The organism is Acetobacteraceae bacterium, assembly GCA_004843345.1.
Classification (GTDB): Bacteria; Pseudomonadota; Alphaproteobacteria; order Acetobacterales; family Acetobacteraceae.
Window position 1 is genome coordinate 409,320 of record CP039460.1, and the last position, 26,203, is coordinate 435,522.

Consider the following 26,203-nt stretch of genomic DNA (forward strand, 5'->3'; position numbering starts at 1 on the left):
ATGAATTGGCTAACCCAAACGCTTGATCATTATTTTGAAATTAACGAACGTGGTTCGACCATCTCACGGGAAATCATGGCAGGAATCATGATCTTTTCTGCTATGGCCTATATCATGGCCGTTAACCCAACACTTATGGCCAGTACAGGTCTGCCAAAAGATGCCATGATTATCACAACCATCGCTGGCACAGTCGTTGGTACCCTACTTATGGCTCTCTGGGCACGTCTGCCGATTGTGCTTGCTCCTGCTATGAGCAGTAACGTTGTCTTTGCAAATGTGATTGTTCAGGGAAGTCACGTTTCTCCCTTTGTCGCTTTTACGGTTGTTTTAGTCAGCGGCCTCATTTTTACATTTGCTTCTTTAACCTCTCTGCGCCGTAAAATTGTAGAAAATTTTCCTGCCCCTATCATTCTCGGCATTCAATTAGCCATCGGCGCTTTTATCGCACGTTTGGGTCTGATCATTGCAGGCATTGTCACAACCACAGATCACGGCATGTCCTTTGGAAAGCTCTCTCAGCCCACTGTCATTCTAGAGCTTTTTGCCATGGGGATCGCGATCTTGTGCCTTTTAAAAAAACGTGCTTCAGGTCTTCTTATTCTCATTGCCGCCATTACAGTTGCAGGCCTTTTTATTCCGGGCACAGACGGAAAACCTTTCACACATTTTTCTGGAAAAATTTGGGCAATCCCGCACTATCCCACAGAATTTATCGCACCCTTTGATTTCAAAGGCTATTTTGATGCCATTGGCCTGATGATTCCTGTCACGCTCTATTTATTGCTCAATGATTTTTTTGATGCTTCCGGCACGCTTATCAGTATTGCAACACGTGCCGGTCTTTGCGGAACAGAGAAATACCCAACATTAGATTCCAAAGCCTATATCTGCGATGGCGCAGCGAGTGTCACAGGTGTTCTTCTCGGAACATGTACCGTTTCTGCCTATGTTGAAAGCGCAACGGGTGTCGAAGCCGGTGGACGCACAGGATTAACAGCTGCAACAACAGCCTTCCTCTTCCTTATTTCAGCGCTTTTTTGGCCACTCTTAACCGCTATTCCTTCTCTTGCAACGGCCCCTCTTCTGGTGATGGTTGGCATTGCCATGATGAGTTCAGCTCAAAATCTTCCAAAGGATTCAGCGGATGCCAGTGTCCCCCTTCTCATGATTTTATTGGCGGCCGTTACAGGGGATTTTATGATGACACTGACCTGTGGCATGATCCTTTATACGGCTATTCAACTTACCTTCAGACGGTTTCATCAAGTAACAGCGACTTTAATTGGCCTTGATATCACCTTTATCATCTATTTGGTTTTACATAATTTTCTCTAAAGGATTTTAAAAGTGTCTCTTTCTGAATCTGATTCTCTGGATTTACGTCATTTAAATTGCCCTCTTCCCTTTGTGCGCCTTCACCGTGCGATGCGGAAGCTGCCAAAAGGAGAAACACTCAAAGCCCTGGTCGCTAAAGGGACGACCTCAGATGAGATGGCTGAATGGGCTGAAAAAATGGGGTATTGCGCAACGCTTTCATACAAAAATGATACAGAATGCCATTTTCTGCTCAAGAGGGCTTCCTGAGTAAAAGCTTTGGGGTAGAAAAATTACCTAATTCAAGCTATTCTTTCAGGAAGAGTACTGTTTGATCTCTCTTCGGGAATATCCCTCAATCTCTCATTTGTCTTTGAAAAGAGTAAGCCTTCTATGAAAGAGAACGCTCCTTTAGCAGCCGATGTCAAAAACCTCTCTTTTGAAGAGGCACTTAAAGAACTAGAAACCATTGTCGGCAAATTAGAAAATGGACAAATGAAACTTCAAGACGCAGTTGATGCTTATGAAAGAGGGTCTGCTCTGCGCAAACATTGCGAAAAACAGCTTGATGCCGCAGAAAGCCGCCTGACGGTCATAACGGCCAAAGACCTGAAAAAGGATAAAAACAAACAAGCGGATTCAAGTGCCGCTTTGGAAGTATAAGGGATATTTTATGACATCTGCGGCACCGACCCTGAAGAACGTAATGAAAAAGGAAGCTGAGACCGTTGAGGAAGCCCTTAATCAGCTTGTCCCCGAACTCACAAACAGCGGACAATTAACCGAAGCAATGCGCTATGCCGTTCTTGGCGGGGGCAAGCGCCTTCGTGCCTTTTTGGCCATTACTGGCAGCCGTCTGCTGGGAGCCTCCTCTGAACAAGCCCTCAGAATTGGCGCCGCAATCGAATGTATTCATGCTTATTCCCTCATTCATGATGATCTCCCTTGCATGGATGATGATGATCTGCGCCGTGGAAAACCCTCCACCCATGTCCAATATGGCGATGCTCTTGCCCTCTTAGCAGGCGATGCTTTGCAAACTACTGCGTTTGAAATTCTCCTTCACCCTCAAACCTCTCCTTCTGCTCAAATTCGAACAGAACTTGCACTCGGTCTAAGCCATGCTTCTGGCGTTAATGGCATGGTCGGTGGACAGGTTCTTGATATAGAAGGTGAAAAAAAATCTTTAAATATTAATCAAATCCGTCAAATCCATGCTATGAAAACGGGAGCCCTCCTTCGTTTCTCTGCTGAATCTGGTGCTATTTTGGCTGGATTGTCAAAAGAAGACTCCCAGCGCCGAGCCCTTTTCCAGTTTGGAACCTATCTCGGAACAGCCTTCCAAATTGCAGATGACATTTTAGATGCCACCGCAACAGGCGAAGTCTTGGGCAAAACAGCAGGCAAAGATGCTGCCGCTGGAAAATCAACCTATGTTTCCTGTCTTGGTCTCGAGGGGGCCAGAGAGGAAGCCAATAATGTGGTTCAAGAGGCTGTTAAGGCCCTTAAGAATTTCGGAGATTCAAAAGAAGCTGTGCTTCTTTCTGATCTCGCTTATTATGTTATTGAACGCCAGAACTAATCGGATACTCTAAGAGTCATGTCTAAATCTTCTTCAATCCCCACTTGGGGACGCTTCCCCTCATTGGACAAAGTAACGGATCCGAGCTTTCTCCGCACCCTCTCTCCAGCAGAATTGCAAATCATTGCAGATGAATTGCGCTCTGAAACCATTGACGCCGTCTCCTCTACTGGTGGCCATTTAGGCGCTTCTCTTGGCGTTGTGGAACTGACTGTTGCTTTGCACGCTGTCTTTAATACCCCGAAAGATCGTATTGTCTGGGATGTCGGCCACCAAACCTATCCCCATAAAATTCTAACGGGCAGAAGAGATCGTATCCGCACCCTTCGTCAGCCCGGTGGCCTCTCTGGCTTCACAAGACGGGTTGAAAGTGAATATGATCCTTTCGGCGCTGCGCACTCCTCAACCTCTATTTCTGCTGCGCTTGGCATGACTGTTGCCCATAAGCTGCTTGCAAAAACAAGTGAGAATGCAGAAGAGGACTATGGCAAACGCAATACTGTCGCTGTGATAGGAGATGGATCTATCTCCGCCGGAATGGCCTATGAAGCTCTTAATAATGCAGGCGCTTGCGAAGATGACGCCAATCAGCTTATCGTCATTTTAAACGACAATGAAATGTCTATTGCCCCTCCTGTTGGTGCAATGTCGAATTATCTAACACAACTCATTTCTTCTACCCCTTATTTTACCCTTAGGGATCTTGGCAGCCGTATTGCAAAACGCCTCCCTGGCCCGATTGAACGGACGGCTAAAAAAGCAGAAGAATACGCCAGAGGCCTTCTTGCTGGCGGCACATTATTTGAAGAACTTGGTTTTTACTATGTCGGCCCTGTTAACGGGCATGATATGAGTCAACTCGTTCCTATTCTTAAAAATCTTAGAGACAGTAAAAAACGTGGCCCTATTCTGCTTCACGTTGTCACAGAAAAAGGCCGTGGCTATGCCCCAGCAGAAGAAGCCGGTGACAAATATCATGCCGTTGGGAAATTTGATATTGAAACAGGTGTCATTCAAAAACCAACAAAAACAGTTCCAAACTATACCGAACTTTTTACAAAAGAGCTTTTAGCGCTCGCTGAAGAGGATTCTAAAGTCGTCGCCGTCACAGCTGCTATGCCAGCAGGCACTGGACTTACAGAATTTTCTAAAAAATTTCCTGACCGCTGTTTCGATGTTGGTATCGCAGAGCAGCATGCTGTTACGTTTTCAGCAGGCATGGCAACAGAAGGTTTAAAGCCGTTCTGCTGTATCTACTCAACCTTCCTGCAAAGAGCCTTTGATCAGGTCATGCATGATGTTGCTTTACAATCTTTGCCTGTCCGCCTCATGGTCGATCGTGCTGGGCTTGTTGGCGCTGATGGCGCAACACATGCAGGTTCTTTTGATCTCAATTATCTTTGCTGTCTCCCGAATATGATTGTGATGGCGCCTTCTGATGAGGCCGAACTTTTCCACATGGTCAAAACCGCTTGGAGCGTTGATACACAGCCAACAGCCGTACGCTACCCTCGTGGCGCAGCCCAAGGCGTTTCCATCCCTGAAAAAGCCGAAATCCTTCCCATTGGCAAAGGGCGTATCACCTCTGGTGAGACCGAAAAAGACGGGGTTGCCATCCTTAGCCTTGGCTCTAAACTTCACGAGGCTGAAAAAGCAGCCGAAACATTACGTGCATTAAACATTCCTGTTACCGTTGCAGATGCGAGATTTGCCAAACCCGTTGATCAAGAACTCGTCAAATCTTTAGCTGAAAAGCATAAAGTTTTTATCACGATTGAAGAAGGCGCCGCAGGCGGATTTAGCGCGCAAGTCCTGCCCCATCTTTGTGAAGAAGGACTTCTGGATCGTCTCGCCTTTAGGCCTGTGAACTTCCCAGATAAGTTCATTGATCACAATACGCCTGAAAAACAATATGAAGAGGCAGGAATCACTGCAAAAAATATTGCAGATGTTGCGCAAAAAGCCTTTAATGCCAAGAGTGAAAATAACGCATAATGGCAAAAAAAAGAGCCGATCAGCTTTTAGCTGAACGGGGATTAGCAGAAAGCAGAACAAGAGCCCAAGCCTTTATCATGGCGGGTCTTGTTTATGCAGGTGAAAATAAAGAGCATCCTGTTACCAAAGCAGGCCAAATGTTTGCAGAGGATGTCTCTTTGTTTGTGAAAGGGAAAGATCACCCTTGGGTTTCAAGGGGAGGTATGAAGCTTGCGCACGCCCTCGAAGCCTTTAAGATCAATCCAACAGGATGGATTTGCTTAGATGTCGGCTCCTCTACGGGAGGATTTACCGATGTGCTGCTCACTAAGGGTGCAAAATCTGTTTATGCTGTCGATGTTGGCACAGCGCAGCTCGCATGGAAATTACGAGAGGATGATCGTGTTATCGTCCATGAACAAACAAATGCACGCCATCTAACGAAAGAGATTATTCCTCAGAGCCCTGATATTATCGTCTGCGACGCCAGTTTTATCAGTCTAAAAACAGTTCTTCCCGCATCTCTCAACTTAGCGCATGAAGGGACGCTTCTCGTTGCGCTTATCAAACCCCAATTTGAGGCTAAACGTGAAGAAGTCGGTAAAAAAGGCGTTGTCCGAGACGAAAATGTGCATCAGCGTGTCTGCCAAGAAGTAACGGAATGGCTGCTTGCTGAAGAAAAATGGGAAATTCTTGGCTTAACAGCCTCTCCTATTCTTGGGCCAGAAGGCAATAAAGAATTTCTTATCGTTGCCAAACGGACAGCTCTCTAACCTCATCAAAAATTTCCTTAGAGGCTCTTAAATGAAAGCCTCTGTTTTGTCTCTTCAATTTTATAAACCGTAAAAATTCATGTCTCATTCTGCTCAAACTCAATCCACTCCGCTTCATCCTGAAGAAGAGCGTCTTTTAATCAAAACCGCACTCCTTTCTCCACATCAGGAAAAAGATGCGCAAGGACGTGAAAATCTTGTTGGTCTTTCCCGTGAAGAGCTTCTTGAAAAAATAGTCTCCCTGAATGAAAAAGCCTTTCGGGTAAAACAGATTTGGCACTGGATCTACCATCAAGGCGTACGTGACTTCTCTGAAATGGCCAATATTTCCCGCCCCCTTCAAGAGAAACTGACACAGAATTTTTTCATTGGCCGTCCTGATCAAAAACTTGCCCAGCTTTCAAAAGATGGCACTGAAAAAATCCTTTTCGGCTTTGACGACAAGCGTACTGCTGAAGCGGTTTATATTCCAGATCAAACGGAAGATCGTGGCGCTGTCTGCGTTTCTTCTCAAATCGGCTGTACCCTCGCCTGCAGTTTCTGCCATACGGGCACACAAAAACTCTTACGAAATCTAAGTTCCGCTGAAATTGTCGGGCAATTCATGGCAATGCGTGATCATTATCATGAGTGGCCTACGCCGAAAGACGGCACCCCCCGCAAACTTTCCAACATTGTGATGATGGGCATGGGAGAACCCCTTTATAATTACCAAAATGTTGCAAAGGCGCTTACCATTATCATGGACGGCGAAGGCATTGCTCTTTCTCGCCGGCGTATTACCCTCTCAACCTCTGGTATTGTTCCGATGATCCGCCGTTGTGGAAAAGAGCTAGGAATCAATCTTGCGATTTCACTCCATGCCGTAACCGATGAGCTGCGTGACCGTATCGTTCCGATTAACCGCAAATATCCTATCAAAGAGCTTCTTAAGGCATGTGAGGAGTATCCTGGCGCATCGAACTCTCGCCGCTTAACCTTTGAGTATATTATGCTACGGGGAATCAATGACACGCCAACAGATGCAAGAGAATTAGTGCGGTTGCTGAAAAATCTTCCTGCAAAAGTAAATCTCATTCCTTTTAATCCGTGGCCTGGTTCAGATTACAAGCCATCACACCCCAAAGATATTAAAATATTTGCCGATATTTTATCCCGTGCAAATATCGCAGCCCCCGTGAGAACACCGAGAGGAAGAGATATTCTGGCCGCCTGCGGACAATTAAAAACCTTGCATGAAGGCAAAGAAAATCAAAGGATTTCTATAAAAAGAGAAGAAGAGATTTCAGCCAAAAACTAATTCTTCCTTAATTTTTCTCCTAAAAATCGCTATAAAGAGAGCGCTATTAACGCAATAACGCTTTCCTTAAGTGGGATAATTAGGCTTGTTCTGGAGAATAATGTGAAGGCTCCCTTCTTTTTTTCTAAAAAAACGCTTCTGGCAATCGGCGCTTTTTCTACCCTTTCAGGGTGTGCGCAACTTCAAAACGTTTTCAATCCTGTGCCAGAAGAAGAAGAGATCACGTCAGAAGAATTTATGGCAGAAGTCTATAAAAAACCTGATATTGTCCGTCTTCCAAGTGGCCTTGCCTACCATATTGAAGAATCTGGGCCAAAAGATGGACCTCACCCCCGTAAAGGTAAAAATATGATGCTTACCTACGAGGGACGATTGCCAGATGGCGCTATTTTTGACAGTTCAGAACAGCATACAGGCGCTGCCTATCAGGAAATGCCTCTCAACGGACAAATTGATGGCTGGATGGAAGCCCTGCCTCTGATGCATGTTGGTGATACATGGACACTCTATATCCCAGAAAATCTTGCGTACAAAGAACGTACAATGGGCATTATTCCAAGTCATAGTCCGCTTGTTTTCAAAATTCATTTGATGGGTGTTGATGAAAACGATTCTGGCGAAAATGAGGAAGAGGGTGAAAATGAGGGTCCAAGCGCCAAAAATATGAGCTCCGAAGAATTCATGGAAGAAAAATATAAAGAGCCTGACGTCATTAAACGCCAAAGCGGCCTTGCCTATAAAGTCATTCATGCTGCGCCAGGCAATCCACCTCAGCCTCCCTTCGGTGGAACCGTACGTATCTCCTATAAGGGAACACTTCCCAATGGGATTGTTTTCGATGCCTCCGACAAACATTCTCCAAACGGTCTCATGACGATGCCGCTTTCTAATGTTATTCGTGGTTGGCAGGAGGCTGTGCCGCTCATGCATGTTGGCGACCGTTGGGAAATTTATATTCCTTCAGAACTTGGCTATGGTGAAAAAGGAACGGAAGGTATTCCTGCTAATAGTGCCCTCATCTTTGATATCACGCTTGATGATATTATAAGCTAGCTTTAACCTAATCTCTTATGAAATTAAGGAGACTCTTATGAAATTGACGCATACCTTCAAAGCTGCCTTAGCGGCTTCGACCCTGATGCTTGCTTCTATTGGAACGATGGCGTCTGCCTTTCCAGTGCAAAGCTCTGGCATTTCCTCCGATGATTTTATGAAGGCGATGGTTCAACAACCAAATGTCACCAAATTGGAAGATGGCTTGGCTTATAAAATTCTTCAATCTGGTCCAGAAAATGCACCACAGGCACAGCCAGGGGGTGAAGTCAGCATTTCCTATAAAGGACAGCTGCCTGACGGCACTGTTTTTGATGCCTCCAGCAAACATTCTGCAAATGGCTATATGACCATGTCTCTCGCAAATGTCATCCCAGGATGGCAGGAAATTGTGCCTCTGATGCATGTTGGCGATACATGGGAAGTTTACATTCCAGCAGAGCTTGCCTACGGCAGCCGTTCTGTTTCCATCATTCCTGCCAATAGCCCACTCGTTTTTGAAATTACGCTCGGTGGGGTCTAATCTTTTATGAAGACACGTGTTTTTTCTGGTATCCAACCAACAGGAATTCCTCATTTAGGCAACTATCTTGGCGCTATTGCCCAGTGGGAAAAGCTCCAACAAGATCATGACTGCCATTTTTGTTTGGTTGACCTTCATGCCATTACCATGCCGTGGACGGCCGATATTTTGAGGGAAAATATTCTTCAAAGTGCGGCTTGCCTTCTGGCATGTGGGATTGAACCAGGAAAACTCTACGTCCAGTCAAGCCTGCATGCCCATGCAAGGCTTGGATGGATCTTTAACTGTGTCGTGCGCCTTGGATGGTTAAACCGCATGACACAATTTAAAGATAAGGCTGGAAAAAATCGGGAAAAACATTCAGCTGGTCTTTATATCTACCCTTCTCTCATGGCTGCCGATATTTTAGCTTTCAAAGCTAACCGTATCCCTGTCGGAGATGATCAGCGCCAACATATCGAATTGGCCAATGATATTGCCCAAAAATTCAATTTTGACCTTGGACAGCCCTATAAAGAAAAAACAGGTAAAGAATTTTTCCCAACGATTGAAGCACTCATTCCGCCACAAGCGGCAAGAGTGATGAGCTTACGGGACGGCACAAAAAAGATGTCAAAATCAGATCCTTCTGATCAAAGCCGCATTTTACTCACAGATTCTGCCGATGCGATTGCAACAAAGATTAAAAAAGCGAAGACTGATCCTCTTCCTCTTCCAGATAATTTGGAAGCATTAGCAGACCGTCCAGAGGCAAAAAATCTTCTTTCCCTCTACAATGTCTTAGAAGGTAAAAATTCGCTGGAGAACACACTTAATCAATTCTCTGGCAAAGGATTTGGAGCGTTTAAATCTGCCCTTGCAGACTTAATGGTTGAAAAACTTGCGCCCATTTCAAAGAAAACACAGGAATTTCTCTCCGACAAAGAAGAACTGCGAAAAGTTCTCAAACAAGGCTCTGATGAAGCCAAAAAAATTGCGGATCCTATTGTCACAGAAGCTGAAGCTTTAGCTGGGCTAGGTTTTTAATTTTATTATTTTACTAAATGTTCGGCCAGTTGCTTAAATCATGAACAATCTGGCCGAAACGCGTTACTTAAAACATTTATCCTAAGAATAGAACCATTGCTGCAAGGGTAGCGCTCAAAACGGGAAACGTGATGATTGCGCCAACCTTACAATAATATCCCCAGCTGATTTTAATTCCCTTTTGCTTTAAAACATGCAGCCAAAGTAAAGTGGCTAAAGAACCAATAGGCGTCAGTTTTGGTCCAAGATCACAGCCGACAATATTGCTGTAAACCATCAATTCTTTTAAATTCTCAGGAAGCTTTGCATCCGAAATAGAAATTGCCTCAATCAAAACGGTTGGCATATTATTCATTATAGACGAAAGCAACGCTGCCATAAGGCCACTTCCTAAAGCAGCGCCCCAAGCTCCAAATGTTGAAAATTCGATAAGGAGTTTGGTTAAATACTGTGTCAATCCAGCATTCTTTAGACCATAAACAACCAAATACATTCCTAAAGAAAATAAAACGACTTGCCATGGTGCTGAAATAAAAATCTTTTTCATTGCAATTTGTTTGCTTCTGCCAGCAAATAGCGCCAGTAGAAGAGCAGCGGTAAACGCAGTAAAACTTACAGGCACACCCATAGGTTCTAAAATAAAAAATCCGCAAAGCAGCGCTGCCAAAACCAGCCACCCTGCCCCAAAAACATTTTTATCTTTAACCACTGAAATTGGTTCTGGCAGTTTCTGGAAATCATATCTCTCTGGCAAGTCCGCCTGATAATATAGAAAAAGCGCTAATAAAGTAGAAAAGACACTTACAATCGCTACTGGCAGCATATTTTTTAAATATATCGCAAAAGATAGATGAAAAAAATCTGCTGAAACAATATTCACTAAATTAGAAACCATTAAGGGCAAACTGCCCATATCTGCGATAAAGCCACTGGCCATCACAAAGGCGATAATAGCTTTTCCCTGATAGCCTAGCGCTAAGAGCATTGCCACAATGATAGGCGTTAAAATCAAAGCCGCCCCATCATTGGCAAAAACGGCAGCCACAATAGCGCCCAAAAGAATAGAAAAAACGAAAAGCTGTTTCCCTCTTCCTCGTCCTAATCGAGCAACATGCAAAGCAGCCCATTCAAAACTCCCCGCTTCATCCAAAATCATACTGATAAGAATAATGGCAACAAAAGCACCCGTTGCATTCCAAATAATTTGCCACACTGTTGCGATATCAGAAACGGAAATCAAACCGCATAAAAAAGCGGCTAAAGCCCCACCTAAAGCACTCCAACCAATTGGAAGAGATTTCGGCTGATAAATCACCAAAAATAAGGTCACAAGAAAAATAACGAATGCTAAAACCATCTTATTTTCTCTTGTTCAAAGAGGGCGTACATTTTTCTGGTTCGCCCCCACAGCATTCTTTACGCATGAAATTTATAATCCTAAAAAAATATTCCATATCGGCTCGATAAATAATTAAACGCCCCTGTCGATTTGAATGAATTAATCCTGCCTGTTGCAGAATTTTTAGATGAACAGACATGGTATTTTGTGGAATTTCCAATGTACGAGCAATCTCTCCAGCCGAGATCCCCTCTGGCTCATAGTGCGACAATAATCGAAAAGCATCTAAACGACTTTCCTGCGCTAAGGCATTTAATGCCTCTATAATCTTATTCTTATCCATATATCCAGAATAATGGATATATTAAAGGAATGCAAAACGATAACATCTGCCTTTGTTTCTAAAGAAAGAAACTTCTTACAATCACCGTTCTTCTTCGATTTCATCCAATGGTCGGTGAAGAAGCTTAATCACTTCATCAGCGGCGGCTTGGGAGGGTGATTTATTAAAATCTTTGGGTCTTAATTCCGCCAGAATTTCTGGAAATTCTGCGAGTTGCTTTGCCCTATCTTCTGGATGAAGCAATAATTCTTTTAGTGCCTCTGCCAATTTCTTTGGCTTACAATTTTCCTGAATAAATTCAGGAACAATTTCTCTATTTGCTAAAATATTTAACATGCAAATATAGGGGACTGTAATAAAAAATCTTGCTAAAAAAGCAAAAATTGGCCCAACCTTATGCGCTACAACCATCGGAATGTTATGAACAGCAAGTTCCAATGTCGAAGTGCCTGATTTTGTTAAAGCACAATCACAAGCGGCAAAAGCATCATATTTTGCAAATTTACCGGCAACAAGAATGGGAGGCTGCTTCCATTTCTTTGTTCTACGGATAATCATATTCTTTACATTTTGCCCGAGCAAAATAACAGGACGCAAATCAGGAAAGTCTTTTGCTAAAAGCTCAACTGTTTTCCGATAAATCGGCAATAGTGTTTTAATTTCTGTCTTTCGGCTTCCTGGCATAATTAACAGAATTTTTGCATTCTCTGGAATATTATGCTGATGTCGAAAACGCCTGCCTTTCCCATGATAATAACCAGATTGCAAAACGGGATGTCCTACGAAAGCCGTATTTACACCCGCATTTTGAAACCAAGGCACTTCAGAAGGCAAAAGACATAAAAGCTTATCCCAACGCCCCTTATAAGTAACAACCCTTTTAGGTCTCCAAGCCCAGACTTGTGGCGCAACATATTGAATCCGCCGTGTCTCTAAATGACTAACACGGTGCAGTAATTTCCCAGAAAAAACAGGGTGATCAATCGTAATGACAACGGCAGGATGGGAAAGAATAATATCCTGCACACACTCAAATAAACGCTGACGCAAATGAAAGTAATGGAAAACAATATCCCAAACCCCCATCACTGAAAGCTCACGCATTGGGAAAAGACTGCGCAGTCCCAATGCTTCCATTTGTGTTCCGCCAACGCCTGCAAAAATTAAAGAAGGATCGCGCTCACTCAAGGCCTGAATGAGACGTGCGCCAATCATATCAGCACTGGGTTCGCCAGCCAAAATCCAGATTACCGCCCCATCTTTATCTTGGTTTGAGAAATCCGCATCCAGCTCTTCTACCAGCTTTACCAGAGGATCCGGCAACTCGTTGACAGCTGCCATTTCCGCTTCTGTTTCGCCTATCATAACGAACCCTCTGAAATTAAAATCATTCTGATCTTAGTTCTACACCAATTTTAGCAACTTCCTGCCTAACTTTTTCCTGCAAATTAGACAAGATCTCTTCTGTTAAAGCTTCTCCTTCTGGATAAAAAGTCACCTCAACACCAATCGAAGTCTTTCCAGCGCCAAGCTTTTCTTCGTCTTTAAAAAGGTCAAAAATACGGACATCGGCGGTTTGTGCAAAATTCTTTCCGCCACGAACCGCTTTTTTAACCGATTGAATAATTTCCTGACCTGAAACAGAAACAGGGACTAAGAAGGCAAAATCACGCCGAACAGGCTGTAAGGAAAGAGAGGTAAAAGCGGACCTCTTATTTTTAGGCAAAGCAATTTTTTCTAAATTTGCTTCAAACCCGACAACCCGATCTGTAACCTCATAAAATGCACGCACTTTCGGATGAATTTCTCCGAAATAGCCAAGCAGAATCTTACGTCCAAGATAAACAGCGCCAGAACGGCCTGGATGATAATAAGAAGGCGTTTCTGAAGTGATGTTTAGAGATTCTGGATTAACTCCTGCCTCTATCAAAAGTCCGATAAAATCAGACTGTGCATCACGCCAGCTGAATTCATTCCCTTTCTTATCGGCAACAGCTTGTCCCGCAAGGCGTGCCTGACGCCCGCCTCTCAAGGCTGACAGCATCATTCTCTCGCCTTCTTCTCCGAAGGCAGGGCCAAGCTCAAAAAATCCAGCCTCTCCATGCACGCCAAGCCCTTTGGCTAAATTGCGGGAAAGCGCCTTGAGCATGTTTGGCAAAAGAGAAGAACGTAATTGTCCAAATTCCTGCGAAATCGGGTTAGGCAGTTTTTCATTTTCCTTCCCCTTTCCAAATAATTTTTGTTCTTCTTCAGAAATAAAAGAAAAGCCCGTTGTCTCTTGTAGCCCTTGAGCAGCACAAAAGCGGCGTATTTGTCGATTGCGTTCATGCTTCTGGCGCTCATCTTTAGAATGGCAGGCTTCTTTTGGAAGCGGATGCGACTGAACTTCGGCATAGCCTCTAAGGCGAACAATCTCATTGATAAGCTGTGCTTCTGCAGAAAGACGGCGGGCTTTTTCCTCCAGCGCCTTCGCAAAATCTTCCTTTAAAGAAGCGGCAGAGAATGCCTGATAATTAAGAGGCAAAATATCATTGCGCCAAGAAGGAACTTCAAAAATGCCCTCTTCTCCAAGCTTTTTAAAGCCTAATTTTTCTAAACTTTCCGCGACATCTTCCTTTGAAATCTCTAAATTTCCAAAAGAAGAGATTTTTTCAAACTTGAGCGCAACCTTCCGCTTATATTCGGGTAATTCTCCATGTATTTCAACTTTACCCAACCGACCACCGCAAAGGGATAAAATCAAGCGAGAGGCAATTTCCAAACCTTCTGAAATACCGCCAAGATCAATCCCTCTCTCAAAACGGTAAGAAGAATCAGAAGCTAGCCCCAAACGACGTGCTGTTTTGGCAATTTGTGCTGGATTAAAATAGGCAGACTCAACAAAAACATTTTTTGTTTCCAGACTTACAGCACTGTCTGCACCGCCCATAATACCAAGCAAAGACTGAACCGTGCCATTGGCATCTCGCACGACCATATCTCCCTCAGCAAGCTTATAGGTTTCACCATTTAAAGCCTTAAAAGTTTCCCCTGCTTTTGCGCTTCCAATTTCCAGGCTCTTCCCAGCAATTTTATCTACATCAAAAACATGTAAAGGACGATTTAGGCTATAAAGAAGATAATTTGTAATATCGACTAAGGCAGATTGTGCCTTAACCCCCATTTGTCCAAGCCTATGAGTTATCAATTTTGGAGAGGTTTTATTTTCAACTCCCTCAATTATTCTGCCTGTAAAATAAGGCTGAGACTCATGCGAACCGGCAAGAGAAATTGTTCCTTTCGCTGAAATTTCAGGCAACGCAGGTAAAGCCGATAATTCCTGAGAAAGCGAATGATATTGACCAATCCCTGCTGCGCCTAAATCCCGTGCGACGCCCCGAATACCAAGCGCATCTCCCCGATCTGGTGTAATGCCGATTTCAATCATCGCATCATTAAGCTGTGCCCAATCAGCATATAACTGACCGACTTCTGCTTCTTCAGGCAGTTCAGCAATTCCGTGGTCTTCATTCCCTTGCGCCAGCTCACGGTAGGAACACATCATACCACAGCTCTCAACACCTCTGATTTTTCCCTTTTTAATTTCCATGCCATTTGCTGGCACAATTGCTCCTGGCAAAGCACAAATCACCTTAATACCAGCCCGTGCATTCGGCGCACCACAGACAATTTGCACTTCCTCATTGCCCACACCGACATTGACTTTACAGACACGCAGACGATCCGCATCAGGATGCTGAACAGCCTCTTTAATTTGCGCCACATAAAAATTTTTAAGCGCATCTGCTGGATTTTCAACGCCTTCAACCTCTAAACCAATACGGTTAAGCGTTGCGATAACTTCTTCCAAAGAGGCTTCTGTCTTTAGAAATTCTTTCAACCAAGAAAATGGAACTTGCATCAAAAAGACCTCTTCTTCTTACTGTTTATTTTCAAAATGATGGAATATTGGGGCTCTAAAAGCAGAAAAGCCATGATGACGCAGCCAGCGCAAATCACTTGCATAAAAAGCTCTTAAATCATCAATGCCATATTTCAGCATGGCCAAACGCTCAACGCCCATGCCAAAAGCAAATCCTGTATATTCTTCTGGATCGACACCACAATTTGCCAAAACCTGCGGATGCACCATACCTGCACCCAGTACCTCTAACCATTTTTCAAAGTGACCTTTTTTATCCCGCATCCCAATATCAATTTCCAATGAAGGCACAGTAAACGGGAAATAAGAGGTTCTAAAACGCAACGGAAGTGTGGAATCCTCAAAGAAATGCTTTAAAAAAGTTTCAATTGTATATTTCAGATGTCCCAAGCCAAGATTTTTTCCAACAACCAGCCCCTCGCATTGGTGAAACATTGGGGAATGAGTCGCATCGTGATCGTTTCGGTAGGTACGGCCTGGCGCAATAATCCGAAAAGGCGGCTTACGATCCATAAGCGTTCTAATTTGAACGCCTGAAGTTTGCGTTCTTAGAACAGCTCGCTCCTCCCCCTCTTTCGCTGGAAGATAAAATGTATCCCCTTCTGCACGAGCAGGATGCTCCTCTGGCGTATTCAATGCCGAAAAATTATGCCAAACCGTTTCAATGTTTGGCCCTTCAGCTCTTTCAAATCCCAACCCTGAAAAAATTGTCTCAATTTCATCAATCACAGACATCACAGGATGCAACGTGCCAGCTGAGTGCAAGCGCCCCTCAATCGTGATGTCTTCCGCTTCGCTCTCAAGCTGTGCCACTAAGGCTTTTTCTTCTAAAAGCGCTTTTGATTCTGCAAAAGCCTTTTCCAATTCACCCCGCAATTGATTTAAGCTTTGTCCTCGGGCTTTTCTTTGATCAGGAGGCACTTTTGAAAGGGAGCGCAGCTGCATCGTAAGCGCTCCACTTTTTCCAAGAATTTCAACACGAAACGCATCCCACGCTTTAAGGCTGGAAATTTCTGCCAATTTGGAAAGGCTCGTTTCACGCAAACTCTCAATAATGTCCTGATTTTCGCCCATGCTTAACTCCGCTGGCTTTAATATAATTTAATGTAATTCGCTTAAACTAAAATAAGGATGAACTCTGATTTTAAAAAGAAAAAAAGGGAACGCCAAATAAGGCCTTCCCTTTTTCTCAAAGATTTCATCTAAACATTTAAATAAAAATGTCAGAGATAAACTCTAAATCTTAGGCAAGAGCTGCTTTCACCTTTTCTACGATCGCAGCAAAAGCTGTTGGATCTTCGAAAGCAATATTTGCCAAAACTTTACGGTCAATTTCAAGACCAGAAAGATTCAAACCGTTGATGAATTTGCTATAAGTCAAACCATGCTCACGAACGGCCGCATTGATACGCTGAATCCAAAGCGCACGAAATTCACGCTTACGATTACGTCTGTCACGGTAAGCATATTGTAATGCTTTCTCAACCCGCTGGAGTGCTGCACGATAGGTTTTCGAGGAACGACCACGGTAACCTTTCGCTAATTTTAAAACTTTTTTATGACGGGCGTGCGCTGCAACGCCTCTTTTTACACGTGCCATGAAGGGCTACTCCCAGAAAATTATTTTAAGCCGTAAGGTGCCCACTGTTTAACAGTGCGTGCATCCATATCCGTCATCACAGAAGTGCGGCGATTTGTACGCTTCATTTTCTGGGTACGTTTGATCAAACCATGGCGTTTATTAGCAGCGCCAGCTTTTACTTTTCCAGTCGCTGTAAGGCGGAACCTCTTTTTGACTGAAGACTTCGTCTTTAATTTTGGCATTTTTTCTCCATTACTTCCCTAAATTTCTTCTGTTAGACAGATTCCAACAGATAAAATCAGAAAAGCCAGTTAAATAACTCTATTAAGAAAATATGGCCGGGCAATGCCTTATTGTAACAGCACCGGACGCATACGATGGCGCATTATATGGGTAACCTTAAAAAAGCGCAAGGAATTTATCCTTCGAGCGCCTGTTTTGCCCGTGTCTGAATATAAGCAGCCATGGAACTCACCCCATTACCTCGATTCGCTGAAAGAGCCCCGATTAGGCCAAGATCTTTTAAAAAAACAGGGGACGTTTCTAAAATTTCTTTAGGAGTACGGTGCGAATAAACCCTTAAAACCAAAGCAACCAATCCTTGGACAATCGCCGCATCCGAAGCTCCCTGAAAAATGAGCTTTCCCTCTTTCTCTGTTGTATCAATCCAAACTTGGCTTTGGCACCCTGGCACTTTATGTTCCTCCGTCATAAGCTCCTCTGGCATGGGAGGCATCGCACGCCCCTCCTCAATGAGATACTGATAGCGCTCTGTCCAATCATCAAATAATTCGAGGTCTTCTTGAATAGCGGCAATGGCCTCTTGGCAGGAATCTTCTTTATTTTTGGTATCCATTTATTCTTATCTCTTTATCTTTTTTGCGAACTAAAGCGAGCTTGTTCTAGCGTATAAAGCACAGTTCAGTTAAAAAGGAGGTACAAAGCAGACCTTACTATAAGAGAAACCTTCTCTCTTTTGTAACCTCACTTTTGCTTTTTAACGGCCTATGACAAAATTCTTTAAATAAATCAGGACCATTCTGATGCCAGATCGCTACGACCCTTCTTCCCATATACATGTTGAACCCCACTTGGACATCGATCCCCCTGCGCCAGCTCGGGAAGAGCTTTCGGCAAAAGGCTCAGAATTTCCTGCCCCACCTCCTTCTCGAATGAATTTCAACGCAGAACCCCTTCGTGCAGATAATGAAGGCGCACAGCCTGTCCGCCCTGCGCTGCCCCCCTCCCCTGAAGAACAATCTCCCTTTGCCCGTGGCTCTCTCAATCCCGTCCACACCATCACAAAGAAAAAAAATAAACTTCCTTTTGCTTGGCTCTTTGCCCAATTTATCGCCAGTCTTTTAACACAAATTGCAGATATTGTCGCACCTTTGCTCCTTGTCCTCGGAGGCGCATGGGCGCTTGTGCCTATATTGGCCCGTCTTGCAACAGATTCTTTAAACCAAGCAGATCCCCAAACGAAAGAACTTGCCGTTCAGGTGATTTCACAGCTTCCTACCCATGTCAGAATTCTTGGAATTTACTGGAGTGGCTTCGGCATCGTTATGATGGCCTTCTTCCTCATCGTTCTTTCTTCCCTCTCTGTTGTTTGGCAGGCTTATCTCAACAAAAAATACACTTAAATGAATCTTGATTGTCTACATATATAAGGTCAAATTGTGAAACCGTTTGGAGCGAACCTTCAGCAATCTGCGCCAGAGGCTCTTTCACTGCACGCTTTTTCGCTTGGCAGGAAACCTAGCACGGCCTTGCACCTTGATTTTTATCTTGGAGATATTGTTTGGCTTGAAGTCGCTTCAGAAGATATTCGAACGCAATGGATTGATGTTCTTTCCTTCCAAAAAGGCACGTTTAATGGCGCTTTCTCTTTTTTAGGTCAGCATATTACCCCAAACCTGCCGTTAAAGAGCCTTCTTTTCCTAAAAAATCAAATGCAAGCTGTCTGCCCAAGCCCTTTTTTTGTTCGAGATTGGCCTGCCATTGCCAACCTTTCCTTTCCGTTGCGCCTTCAATCGCTTTCAAAACGTGCGATTGAAAAACGTTGCCGTGACGCTGTGACTTGGGCAGGCGCAAACAAATGGATGGATCTTCCTGTTTGTGAGCTTTCAAACCTTCAAATTTCTGAACTGAATTGGCTTCGGGCTTTAATTACCTACCCTCGTGTTTTGTTGGTACATGCACAGACTCTTCCTTGCGACCAGTCTTTCTCTTCAAAAATTCAAGCTACATTAGAAAACATCTCAAAAAATGGTACGCTAATCCTGATTATTGCCACAAAAATGGATCGTATTATCTACAATTTTTGGCAGGAGCGCTTACCTCAACTGCATGTCATCAATTTGCCAGAGTAGCGAAAAATGTCCTCCGTTCTTTTTCCAAATTTACTTCCTGAACGTCCGCATGCTTTTTGGATTTTTCTGGGTGTCGCTATCAGCATTTTTCTCGCCTCTCTTGGACTAAAAGCCCCTCTAATTGCAGAAGATATCGCTCATAAATGGCATCAGGAAAATCCGATTGCCCTTACCGATCTTTCTGCTTGCGCAACACTCAAAGCCAGCAATTTACAAAATAATTTTCATAAACAATTTCCCAGCTGGAGCCTCACCCCTCTCAAAGAATCCGATTTTGCCGCTCCTCAGGAACTCGGAAACCGCATAGATCTCTTTTTTACCCTTGCTCCTCGAAAAGAGGATTCTAAAACCCTAAAGCTTTTCGAGCCTATCAAAACTTTTCTCCGCCAAAATTGTGCAGAAATGTCTCTCGCCACGCTTCCAGAAGCAGAGCAAAATGCGATTGGATTAAAGGCCAGCAACCTGGAATCAAACGCCTCTAAATTATCATATTTACTCACCCTCACTTCTTTAGCACTTTGCTTTTTCTCTCTTTTCATTCTTGTAAGGGCTCGGTTTGAGCTTCCACTCTCCCGTCTCCTCCTATTTGGAGAAAGTTCTCTTTCAGCTTTCAAAATCGGCGCAAGAACCATCAATATTCTCAATTTCTCTGTTTTATTGGGTACTTTTTCCGGTGTTTTTTTCTCAGATCTTTTTTCGGCCTATTTTTCAGCTAATTTCTTTGAAAGACCGCTTATTCCCCTCTTTTGCCATATGGTTTTAGAAGAAATCCGAGCCGTCAAACAACTCTCTTTTACGCCTGATATTATCTTGCTCCTCACCACATTAAGCCTATATGTGGTCATATTGCTTTTTTTCCTTTTCAGACTGGACAAAAAGCTGAATAACCGCCGGAAAGTACGCATTTTCCTGTCTGACAATAATCCTTTTAATTGAATTGCCCCTCATGATTTCCTTCCTCCGTGGTATCCTGTTTCAAATTTATTTTGTTCCTTTAACAATTATCATGGGAATTGGAGGTATTTTTCTAAGAATTCTAAGGCTTCACATCCTTGGCCTCCGTTATGCACAGGCTTGGTCCGCTGCAACCTTATGGGGATTTAGGCTCTGTTGCGGTGTACGTTTTGAGATTTCAGGTATGGAAAATATTCCAACCACAGCAGCGCTTATTGCGCCGCAGCACCAATCTTTTTTTGATGGCTTTATTTGGATGATTCTTCTTAAAAATCCAGCCTATGTGATTAAAAAGGAACTTGTTTCGATTCCGCTTGTAGGCCCTATGCTTGTTTTAAGCGGCATGCTGCCTATTGATCGCTCCGCAGGTGCAAAATCACTTCGTCTCATGCAAAAAACAGTTCAGGAAGCTTGGAAAAATCAGCGTGAAGTTATTATTTTTCCACAAGGAACACGCACTGCTCCAGGAGAGAAAGTGACACCACAAAAAGGTATTCTTGCACTCTCTCGTATTGCCGCAGAAGAAAATATTCCACTTATTCCTGTTGCCATTAATTCTGGCCTGTTTTGGCCGAAATCAGGTCTCTCAAAACATAAAGGCACCTTAAAAATTGCAATTGGCTTGCCTTTAGATAAAGAAGAGATGTTAAGTCGTCAGCTTCCCCAAATCCTAGAAGAAAAATGGGAATATCTTGAAAAGAAATCCCTCATTTCCCAGTGCTACACACAACACATGCAATAAGGGAGATCCCTTCCCCTTTCTCTGAAAAAATGCCATAAGATGGAGAGAGGCTTTCCTCATTAAATCTCCATAAATTGCAAAGTCTTCACAAGCAGAAAAGAAGTTTATATATGTCCTTTCTTCGACCTATCAAAGATAGCCTCGCTCCGCCGCATCGTGCGGGCATTCCCTTTATCATTATAGGCGCAGTGACAGCTCTTTTTGGGCTAAGGCTTAATAATGGATTAGGAAAGCTTATTTTTCGTCTAGGGGCGCTTTTTACAGGATTTTGCCTCTATTTCTTCCGTCATCCAGAGCGTGTTCTCCCACTTCACCCCCTTGGGGAAGAAGGGACAGACCGGTATGTGATTGCGGCCGCTGATGGGCGTATTCAATCTATTGAGCTGGTTGTTCCACCAAAAGAACTGGAGATGGGGGATGAACCAGTCTGGCGTGTTGCTACCTTCCTTTCTGTTTTAAATGTCCACGTCAACCGTATTCCCGTCACAGGCACGATTACCAAAACAAGCTATCATGAAGGCAAATTCTTTAATGCCTCTCTAGACAAAGCCTCTGAATTCAATGAGCGCAATGCCATTCGTATTACGACGGAATATGGTCAAAAAGACATTGCCGTTGTTCAAATTGCAGGCCTCATTGCGCGCCGTATCGTTTGCGAAGCAGAAGTTGGCGACAAATATGAAGTTGGCGAAACTTACGGTCTTATCCGCTTTGGCTCCAGAACAGATATTTATCTCCCTGCGGGCGTTAAACCTCTTGTGAATGTCGGTCAATTAGCACTTGGTGGCGAAACCCTCATTGCCGTCCTTTAATTTTTTATCTTTAACTTTTCAAAAGATGAAAGTAGCTTAATGTTCAATAAGTCCTCCGAACCTCCTCGCAACAAACGGTTGAAGCGCATTGAAGGCATCTCCTTCAATCAGCTTGCGCCCAATATTGTGACCACTATTGGGCTTTGCGGAGGACTGATTGGCATTCATTATGCGCTTTCAGGGCATTTTAAATCTGCCTGTATTGCGCTTTTAGTTTCTTTCTTTTGTGATGGTTTAGATGGGCGTGTTGCCCGTATTTTGAAGGCCTCTTCAAAGTTTGGCGCAGAATATGACTCCTTAACCGATTTTATGGCTTTTGGTGTTGCCCCAGCCCTTATCGTTTTCTTATGGTCTAGCCATAATCATGACAGTTTAAATTTTGCCTTTATCCCCTCGCTCATGTACGCCGTTTGTATGGCTCTGCGCCTTGCAAGGTTCAATGTTATGCAAGAAGAGCCCACTGGTCTTGGAGAATATTCAAAACATTTCTTTTCAGGCGTTCCAGCACCAGCCGGCGCAGGATTAGCGCTTTTTCCTGTTTTCTTAGGGCTGGCAGAACAGCAAATTGGCGCTGATTGGCTAGTTCCTTATACACATAGTGAAATTCTGTGCGCTTCTAGCCTTATCATTACGGCCTTGCTACTTGTTTGCACATTGCCCATCTGGTCTGTGAAACATTTTCGTGTTCCAAAATATTTTCTCTTGCCTTTCCTTCTGCTTGCAGCGATTTATGTTGCCGTTTTTGTTGCAGCCCCTTGGGCAACTTTAGCAGGCATGGGTGTATTCTATCTTTTACTTATCCCAACCTCCTGTTACTTTTTTAAGAAATGGCGTGAAACTGACGGTAGATAATGAAAGAATGCCCTGCCTCTTTGAGAATCTCTTTTCCTGAACACATACAGCGAGATCCTCTTCTTCTCAAAGCCACAAGCTTTCTTAAAAAATATCAATACGCCTTTCTCTTTGCTTTTTTATATGTCTTTCTTGTCACAAGAGGCGGAAGACCTTTTTGGGACGATTTTTGCCGAATGGGCAGAATGGGACATGATTGGTTTCCAGATGCCCGTCCCATTGCTGGCTTTATTTACAAGCTCTTTACGGTAACACCCAATCCCCTTTCCTTAACGCATCATCTTTTTCCAGTTGCGGATTTATATCCTCTGACGAACCTTGCTGGCGCCTTCCAAGTTATTCTCGGAACAGCTCTTTTTCTAGAGTGTCTTGAGCCGCTTCGGCGACACATTTACTTTAAACAAGCGCTTGCCTGCTTTCCCTTGGCGTCCCCCTTTTTTCTTGAAAATCTTTCCTTCCATTCAGATAGTCTTTTTTTTGGATCTGCTATTTTATTTGCCTGTTTAGGAAGCAGCCTTCTATGGCGGGAGACAAAAAAAGAAGATCTCAAACAAAACCTCTTAAAAATATTTGTGGCAGGTCTTTTTGTCTTTTTCGCCTTTGGGTCCTACCAGCCTTCAGCAAATATTTTTCTAGGAACGGTCCTTTTCCTGGCTTGGTATGCCGTAACAGTCTCTCAAACATCCATAAGAATAATTTCAAGAAAGCTTGCATTTAGTGCGACCAGTTTTTTAATGGGAGCATGCTTATACAAAATTTTTTGCCCTACACCATCAGGCTGGGGAAATCAGCATAAAGACATGGTGCCACTTTCTCAGCTTATTGCAACTTTAGAAAAACATTTTCTAGATTTTTGGCACTTAATCCTTACCAATCTTCAGAGCTATCTCTTTTCTAATCTAAAATTCATTTCTTTATCTGGAATGTTTATCGCCATTCTTTTCTCCTTATTTTTTACACAAAAAATAACAAGAAAATTACTTGCCCTCATCCTTTTAATGTCTCTGATGATTCCGGCATTAGGTGGTGTCATCTTACCGTTAGCCAACCCTGTAATGGAAATTAGAGTCCTTTTTGGAACGAGTTTTTTTATCCTTTTTATGATGATTATTCTCTGTATAGGATTACAGAATTTTCTCGCTTTCTTTCCCAAAATTGCACGCCACCAAGAGGGGCTCCATGTTGCTTTAGCCCTCTTCATTTTTTGGCCCTGCTGTATCTGTGCTGCGGAATGGAGCAGCGCAAATATCATGCAAAGAAATGCCGAAGAAAGGCTCGCAATCTATCTAAAGTCTGATTTACAAAAAGCTGCCTTACATTATCCTGACGCAAAACTCGCTTTAATTGGAAAAGCAAAGATTGCACAGGAAACAGCTCTTTACCGTGAGCATAATTCAATTCTTCGAGGGCGTCCGCTTGACTCCAATATTGTCGAATGTTTTGGTCTTTGTTCTTTCTGGACGAAAGATCTCTGGCCTGAAAATAAGATCCTTTTTCCAGGAGAAACCCTTGAAGGAGAGAAAGAATATATTCCAAGTAATCTTAAAAAAATGCGGATTGCTCATACAGATCTCTATGATCTTTATGGGAGTCCTCGTTTAATTTGGATTGAATTTCCAGATAAATCATAAAAAATAGGGCCTATCTTTAGATAAACCCCATTGAAACAGACACTCACGAAAATCTTTAAGACGGCGTTTCTGTTCTTTCCTTAGACCAAGCTCCCCCAGCTGTTTGACGCCAATAAGTTAAAACAAATCGGTTTTCATTTCTAAGGCGTTTCCAGCGTCCTCTCGCTAAATTCAGTAATTTCTCGTCATTCCCATTAAAGAGATCAAAAATACGCTTATAAGGCGTTAAATCTTCCTCTAAACATCCTCCATCAATTTGAAATAGAAATTGTGCCTGATTAGGATTTTCTGCTGGCATTTCAGGACCTGTAATCCAAATAGGCTGATCCTCTGCACGATCGTATTTTGCTAATGTCTTTTGCGTCGCATGCGGAAGCCATAAAGCTGGATCCTCATACTCCCATAATGTCTTATCAATTTCAGCCGCCAAAATATCAGAAGAGGCTCTGACCACCGCCTGCTCACCAAGATCTAAAGTCTTAGAAAGCAAGCGAGGCAGAACCTCCTCAACCTTTGATTGCATCAAATGATAAAACGCAATTTCAGGATACGGATTCAAATATCTTATCCTGCGTAATCATCTGCAAAATTATTCAGCAAACGCACCGCAAAACCTGTTGCGCCTTTTGGTCCGATCGCAGTCGGATAATCTTTCCAAGCAACCGCTGCAATATCCAAATGTGCCCAAGGAACATCCTCCACAAAGGCTTTTAGAAATTCAGCCGCTGTCGTTGAACCTGCCCCACGTTTACCCGTGATATTTTGAAGATCTGCAAAAGGAGATTTTAAATCTTTTGCATAATCAGCACCCATTGGCATACGCCAAATTTTTTCACCTGCGGCATCTGCAGCCTTGATAAGATTAGCAGAAACTTTCTCACAAGCTGGGAAAAGCCCTGCATAGACATCCCCAAGCGCAATCACAATCGCCCCAGTCAATGTTGCAAGATCCACCATGACTTTTGGCTTGAACTGACGGGCTGTATAGGTCAACACATCTGCAAGAACCAAGCGCCCTTCTGCATCTGTATTCAAAACCTCAATCGTTTTTCCACTATAACTGATCACAATATCGCCTGGACGCTGCGCATCACCTGAAGGCATATTCTCGACAAGTCCAATCACCCCAACCACGTTCACTTTCGCCTTACGCAAAGCAAGCGCCTTAAGAGCACCAACGACAGCACCAGACCCACCCATATCGGATTTCATTTCATCCATTTTTGCGGCTGGTTTCAAAGAAATTCCGCCAGAGTCAAAGGTCACGCCTTTACCGACAAATGCGACGGGTGCATCGCCCTTAGCGCCGCCATTATAGCGCATAATAACAGTATAAGGCTTATGGGAGCTGCCCTGCGCCACACCGAGCAATGAACCAAAACCGAGCTTCTTCATGGCTGCTTCATCAAGCAGTTCCACTTCAACCCCAATTTCCTTCAATTCTTCAATTTTCTTGGCATAAGTTTCTGGATAAAGCGCATTTGAAGGCGCATTTACAAGATCACGCGCATAAATTGTGCCATCCAAAATCCCTTTTAAAGAGAACCATTTTTCTTCAATCGCTTTAAGATCAGCTTGTTCCCCTGCTGCAATCGCTTCGATAGACTTAATCGCTGCTTTCTCTTTTTTCTCTAAAGCCTTGCCCGTAATGTAATTATCATAACGGTAGGCGGCCAAAGCTGCGCCAAAAGCAACATTTGGAAGGAGGTCTTTCGAACTTAAGAAAGTAACTTTTCCCTCTTCCGTTCCGCCTGCTGCAACAAGAGCTTTAACCGCTTTTCCTGCGGCATATTCTGCGGCAAGATAGGTTGGCAAAGATTCCCCTTCTGAAGCCTTCTCAATCCCAGAAATCACAATATGGGAAAAAGCTTCAGCAGGCGCTGTGAAGAAAAGACTTTCGCCAAATTTTCCTGCAAACTTCTGAGCTGTCGCCGCCCGTAAAAGCGCACCATTTGTTTTCTCGTTGAGGGCTTTAAAACGTGGGCAATCCTTAAAAGCCGAACCGCAAACAACGACAAGAGCTTTAGGTTTTTGTGCAGAGAACAAAGCCTCATCATATAATTTAAACGAAACAGGCACCGTCTTGTTTGTCTTTACCATTCTTTT

At 43.5% G+C, this 26,203-nt stretch carries 26 protein-coding genes and 1 pseudogene; 17 read left to right on the plus strand and 10 right to left on the minus strand.

Features of this window, described 5'->3' with window-relative positions:
* The 10 genes and pseudogenes from FAI40_02020 (at window position 1) to trpS (ending at window position 9,548) form a co-directional block, all read left to right on the plus strand.
* The gene (locus FAI40_02020; GenBank protein QCE34209.1) at window positions 1-1,338 is read left to right on the plus strand and encodes an NCS2 family permease; all 1,338 of its coding nucleotides are present in this window, start codon (window positions 1-3) and stop codon (window positions 1,336-1,338) included.
* A gap of 3 nt (window positions 1,339-1,341) precedes the next feature.
* Window positions 1,342-1,587 carry a sulfurtransferase TusA family protein gene (locus tag FAI40_02025; protein QCE34210.1) on the plus strand — a complete coding sequence of 82 codons (246 nt, stop codon included), beginning with the start codon at window positions 1,342-1,344 and terminating at the stop codon, window positions 1,585-1,587.
* 123 nt (window positions 1,588-1,710) lie between these two features.
* Window positions 1,711-1,980 carry an exodeoxyribonuclease VII small subunit gene (locus FAI40_02030; GenBank protein ID QCE34211.1) on the plus strand — a complete coding sequence of 90 codons (270 nt, stop codon included), beginning with the start codon at window positions 1,711-1,713 and terminating at the stop codon, window positions 1,978-1,980.
* A gap of 10 nt (window positions 1,981-1,990) precedes the next feature.
* On the plus strand, window positions 1,991-2,899 hold the full coding sequence (locus FAI40_02035; GenBank protein QCE34212.1) for a polyprenyl synthetase family protein: 909 nt from the start codon (window positions 1,991-1,993) through the stop codon (window positions 2,897-2,899).
* A gap of 18 nt (window positions 2,900-2,917) precedes the next feature.
* The gene (locus tag FAI40_02040) at window positions 2,918-4,894 is read left to right on the plus strand and encodes a 1-deoxy-D-xylulose-5-phosphate synthase (protein QCE34213.1); all 1,977 of its coding nucleotides are present in this window, start codon (window positions 2,918-2,920) and stop codon (window positions 4,892-4,894) included.
* Window positions 4,894-5,646: a TlyA family RNA methyltransferase gene (locus FAI40_02045; GenBank protein ID QCE34214.1), complete on the plus strand. Its 753-nt coding sequence runs from the start codon at window positions 4,894-4,896 to the stop codon at window positions 5,644-5,646. The genes FAI40_02040 and FAI40_02045 overlap by 1 nt, the downstream gene beginning before the upstream one ends.
* A 79-nt stretch (window positions 5,647-5,725) precedes the next feature.
* Entirely contained in the window at window positions 5,726-6,946 is a 1,221-nt protein-coding gene (gene rlmN / locus FAI40_02050) for a 23S rRNA (adenine(2503)-C(2))-methyltransferase RlmN (GenBank protein ID QCE34215.1), read from the plus strand.
* A 237-nt stretch (window positions 6,947-7,183) separates the two neighbouring features.
* Window positions 7,184-7,549 (plus strand): annotated as a pseudogene (locus FAI40_02055) (FKBP-type peptidyl-prolyl cis-trans isomerase).
* Window positions 7,550-8,084: 535 nt separating this feature from the next.
* Window positions 8,085-8,522 carry an FKBP-type peptidyl-prolyl cis-trans isomerase gene (locus FAI40_02060; GenBank protein ID QCE35718.1) on the plus strand — a complete coding sequence of 146 codons (438 nt, stop codon included), beginning with the start codon at window positions 8,085-8,087 and terminating at the stop codon, window positions 8,520-8,522.
* A 6-nt stretch (window positions 8,523-8,528) separates the two neighbouring features.
* Window positions 8,529-9,548: a tryptophan--tRNA ligase gene (trpS, locus tag FAI40_02065; protein ID QCE34216.1), complete on the plus strand. Its 1,020-nt coding sequence runs from the start codon at window positions 8,529-8,531 to the stop codon at window positions 9,546-9,548.
* A gap of 76 nt (window positions 9,549-9,624) precedes the next feature.
* Here the strand turns inward: trpS and FAI40_02070 are convergent, their stop codons facing one another.
* The 8 genes from FAI40_02070 to FAI40_02105 all read right to left on the minus strand — a co-directional run bounded on the left by FAI40_02070 (window position 9,625) and on the right by FAI40_02105 (window position 17,590).
* Entirely contained in the window at window positions 9,625-10,905 is a 1,281-nt protein-coding gene (locus tag FAI40_02070) for an arsenic transporter (protein ID QCE34217.1), read from the minus strand.
* A gap of 1 nt (window position 10,906) precedes the next feature.
* Window positions 10,907-11,230, minus strand: coding sequence for a helix-turn-helix transcriptional regulator (locus FAI40_02075; GenBank protein ID QCE34218.1), 324 nt, complete (start codon window positions 11,228-11,230; stop codon window positions 10,907-10,909).
* A gap of 81 nt (window positions 11,231-11,311) precedes the next feature.
* The gene (gene lpxB / locus FAI40_02080) at window positions 11,312-12,571 is read right to left on the minus strand and encodes a lipid-A-disaccharide synthase (protein ID QCE35719.1); all 1,260 of its coding nucleotides are present in this window, start codon (window positions 12,569-12,571) and stop codon (window positions 11,312-11,314) included.
* 46 nt (window positions 12,572-12,617) lie between these two features.
* Window positions 12,618-15,134, minus strand: coding sequence for a phenylalanine--tRNA ligase subunit beta (locus FAI40_02085; GenBank protein QCE34219.1), 2,517 nt, complete (start codon window positions 15,132-15,134; stop codon window positions 12,618-12,620).
* 15 nt (window positions 15,135-15,149) lie between these two features.
* Window positions 15,150-16,226, minus strand: a complete 1,077-nt coding sequence (gene pheS, locus FAI40_02090) for a phenylalanine--tRNA ligase subunit alpha (protein ID QCE34220.1) — start codon at window positions 16,224-16,226, stop codon at window positions 15,150-15,152.
* A 169-nt stretch (window positions 16,227-16,395) separates the two neighbouring features.
* Window positions 16,396-16,752 carry a 50S ribosomal protein L20 gene (gene rplT, locus FAI40_02095; protein QCE34221.1) on the minus strand — a complete coding sequence of 119 codons (357 nt, stop codon included), beginning with the start codon at window positions 16,750-16,752 and terminating at the stop codon, window positions 16,396-16,398.
* Between the two features lie 20 nt (window positions 16,753-16,772).
* Window positions 16,773-16,976, minus strand: a complete 204-nt coding sequence (rpmI, locus tag FAI40_02100; protein QCE34222.1) for a 50S ribosomal protein L35 — start codon at window positions 16,974-16,976, stop codon at window positions 16,773-16,775.
* A gap of 176 nt (window positions 16,977-17,152) precedes the next feature.
* Complete coding sequence (locus tag FAI40_02105; protein ID QCE34223.1) at window positions 17,153-17,590, minus strand: SufE family protein; 438 nt, start codon at window positions 17,588-17,590, stop codon at window positions 17,153-17,155.
* Window positions 17,591-17,777: 187 nt separating this feature from the next.
* Between FAI40_02105 and FAI40_02110 the strand changes: the two genes are divergently transcribed.
* From FAI40_02110 to FAI40_02140, 7 genes are all read left to right on the plus strand, one after another.
* On the plus strand, window positions 17,778-18,377 hold the full coding sequence (locus tag FAI40_02110) for a hypothetical protein (GenBank protein QCE34224.1): 600 nt from the start codon (window positions 17,778-17,780) through the stop codon (window positions 18,375-18,377).
* 36 nt (window positions 18,378-18,413) lie between these two features.
* A complete protein-coding gene (locus FAI40_02115) occupies window positions 18,414-19,106 on the plus strand; it encodes a hypothetical protein (GenBank protein ID QCE34225.1) in 693 nt (230 codons plus the stop codon).
* A gap of 6 nt (window positions 19,107-19,112) precedes the next feature.
* Window positions 19,113-20,042 carry a hypothetical protein gene (locus FAI40_02120; protein QCE34226.1) on the plus strand — a complete coding sequence of 310 codons (930 nt, stop codon included), beginning with the start codon at window positions 19,113-19,115 and terminating at the stop codon, window positions 20,040-20,042.
* A 10-nt stretch (window positions 20,043-20,052) separates the two neighbouring features.
* The gene (locus FAI40_02125) at window positions 20,053-20,802 is read left to right on the plus strand and encodes a 1-acyl-sn-glycerol-3-phosphate acyltransferase (GenBank protein QCE34227.1); all 750 of its coding nucleotides are present in this window, start codon (window positions 20,053-20,055) and stop codon (window positions 20,800-20,802) included.
* A gap of 110 nt (window positions 20,803-20,912) precedes the next feature.
* Complete coding sequence (locus tag FAI40_02130) at window positions 20,913-21,614, plus strand: phosphatidylserine decarboxylase (protein ID QCE34228.1); 702 nt, start codon at window positions 20,913-20,915, stop codon at window positions 21,612-21,614.
* A 39-nt stretch (window positions 21,615-21,653) separates the two neighbouring features.
* Entirely contained in the window at window positions 21,654-22,466 is an 813-nt protein-coding gene (locus FAI40_02135; protein ID QCE34229.1) for a phosphatidylcholine/phosphatidylserine synthase, read from the plus strand.
* Window positions 22,466-24,097: a hypothetical protein gene (locus tag FAI40_02140; protein QCE34230.1), complete on the plus strand. Its 1,632-nt coding sequence runs from the start codon at window positions 22,466-22,468 to the stop codon at window positions 24,095-24,097. The genes FAI40_02135 and FAI40_02140 overlap by 1 nt, the downstream gene beginning before the upstream one ends.
* Window positions 24,098-24,152: 55 nt before the next feature.
* On the opposite strand, the gene FAI40_02145 is transcribed toward FAI40_02140, so the two are convergent.
* Window positions 24,153-24,656, minus strand: a complete 504-nt coding sequence (locus FAI40_02145; protein ID QCE34231.1) for a DNA polymerase III subunit chi — start codon at window positions 24,654-24,656, stop codon at window positions 24,153-24,155.
* A gap of 5 nt (window positions 24,657-24,661) precedes the next feature.
* Window positions 24,662-26,197 (minus strand): leucyl aminopeptidase, encoded by a 1,536-nt coding sequence (locus FAI40_02150; protein ID QCE34232.1) that lies wholly within the window; start codon window positions 26,195-26,197, stop codon window positions 24,662-24,664.
* Window positions 26,198-26,203: the final 6 nt, after the last annotated feature.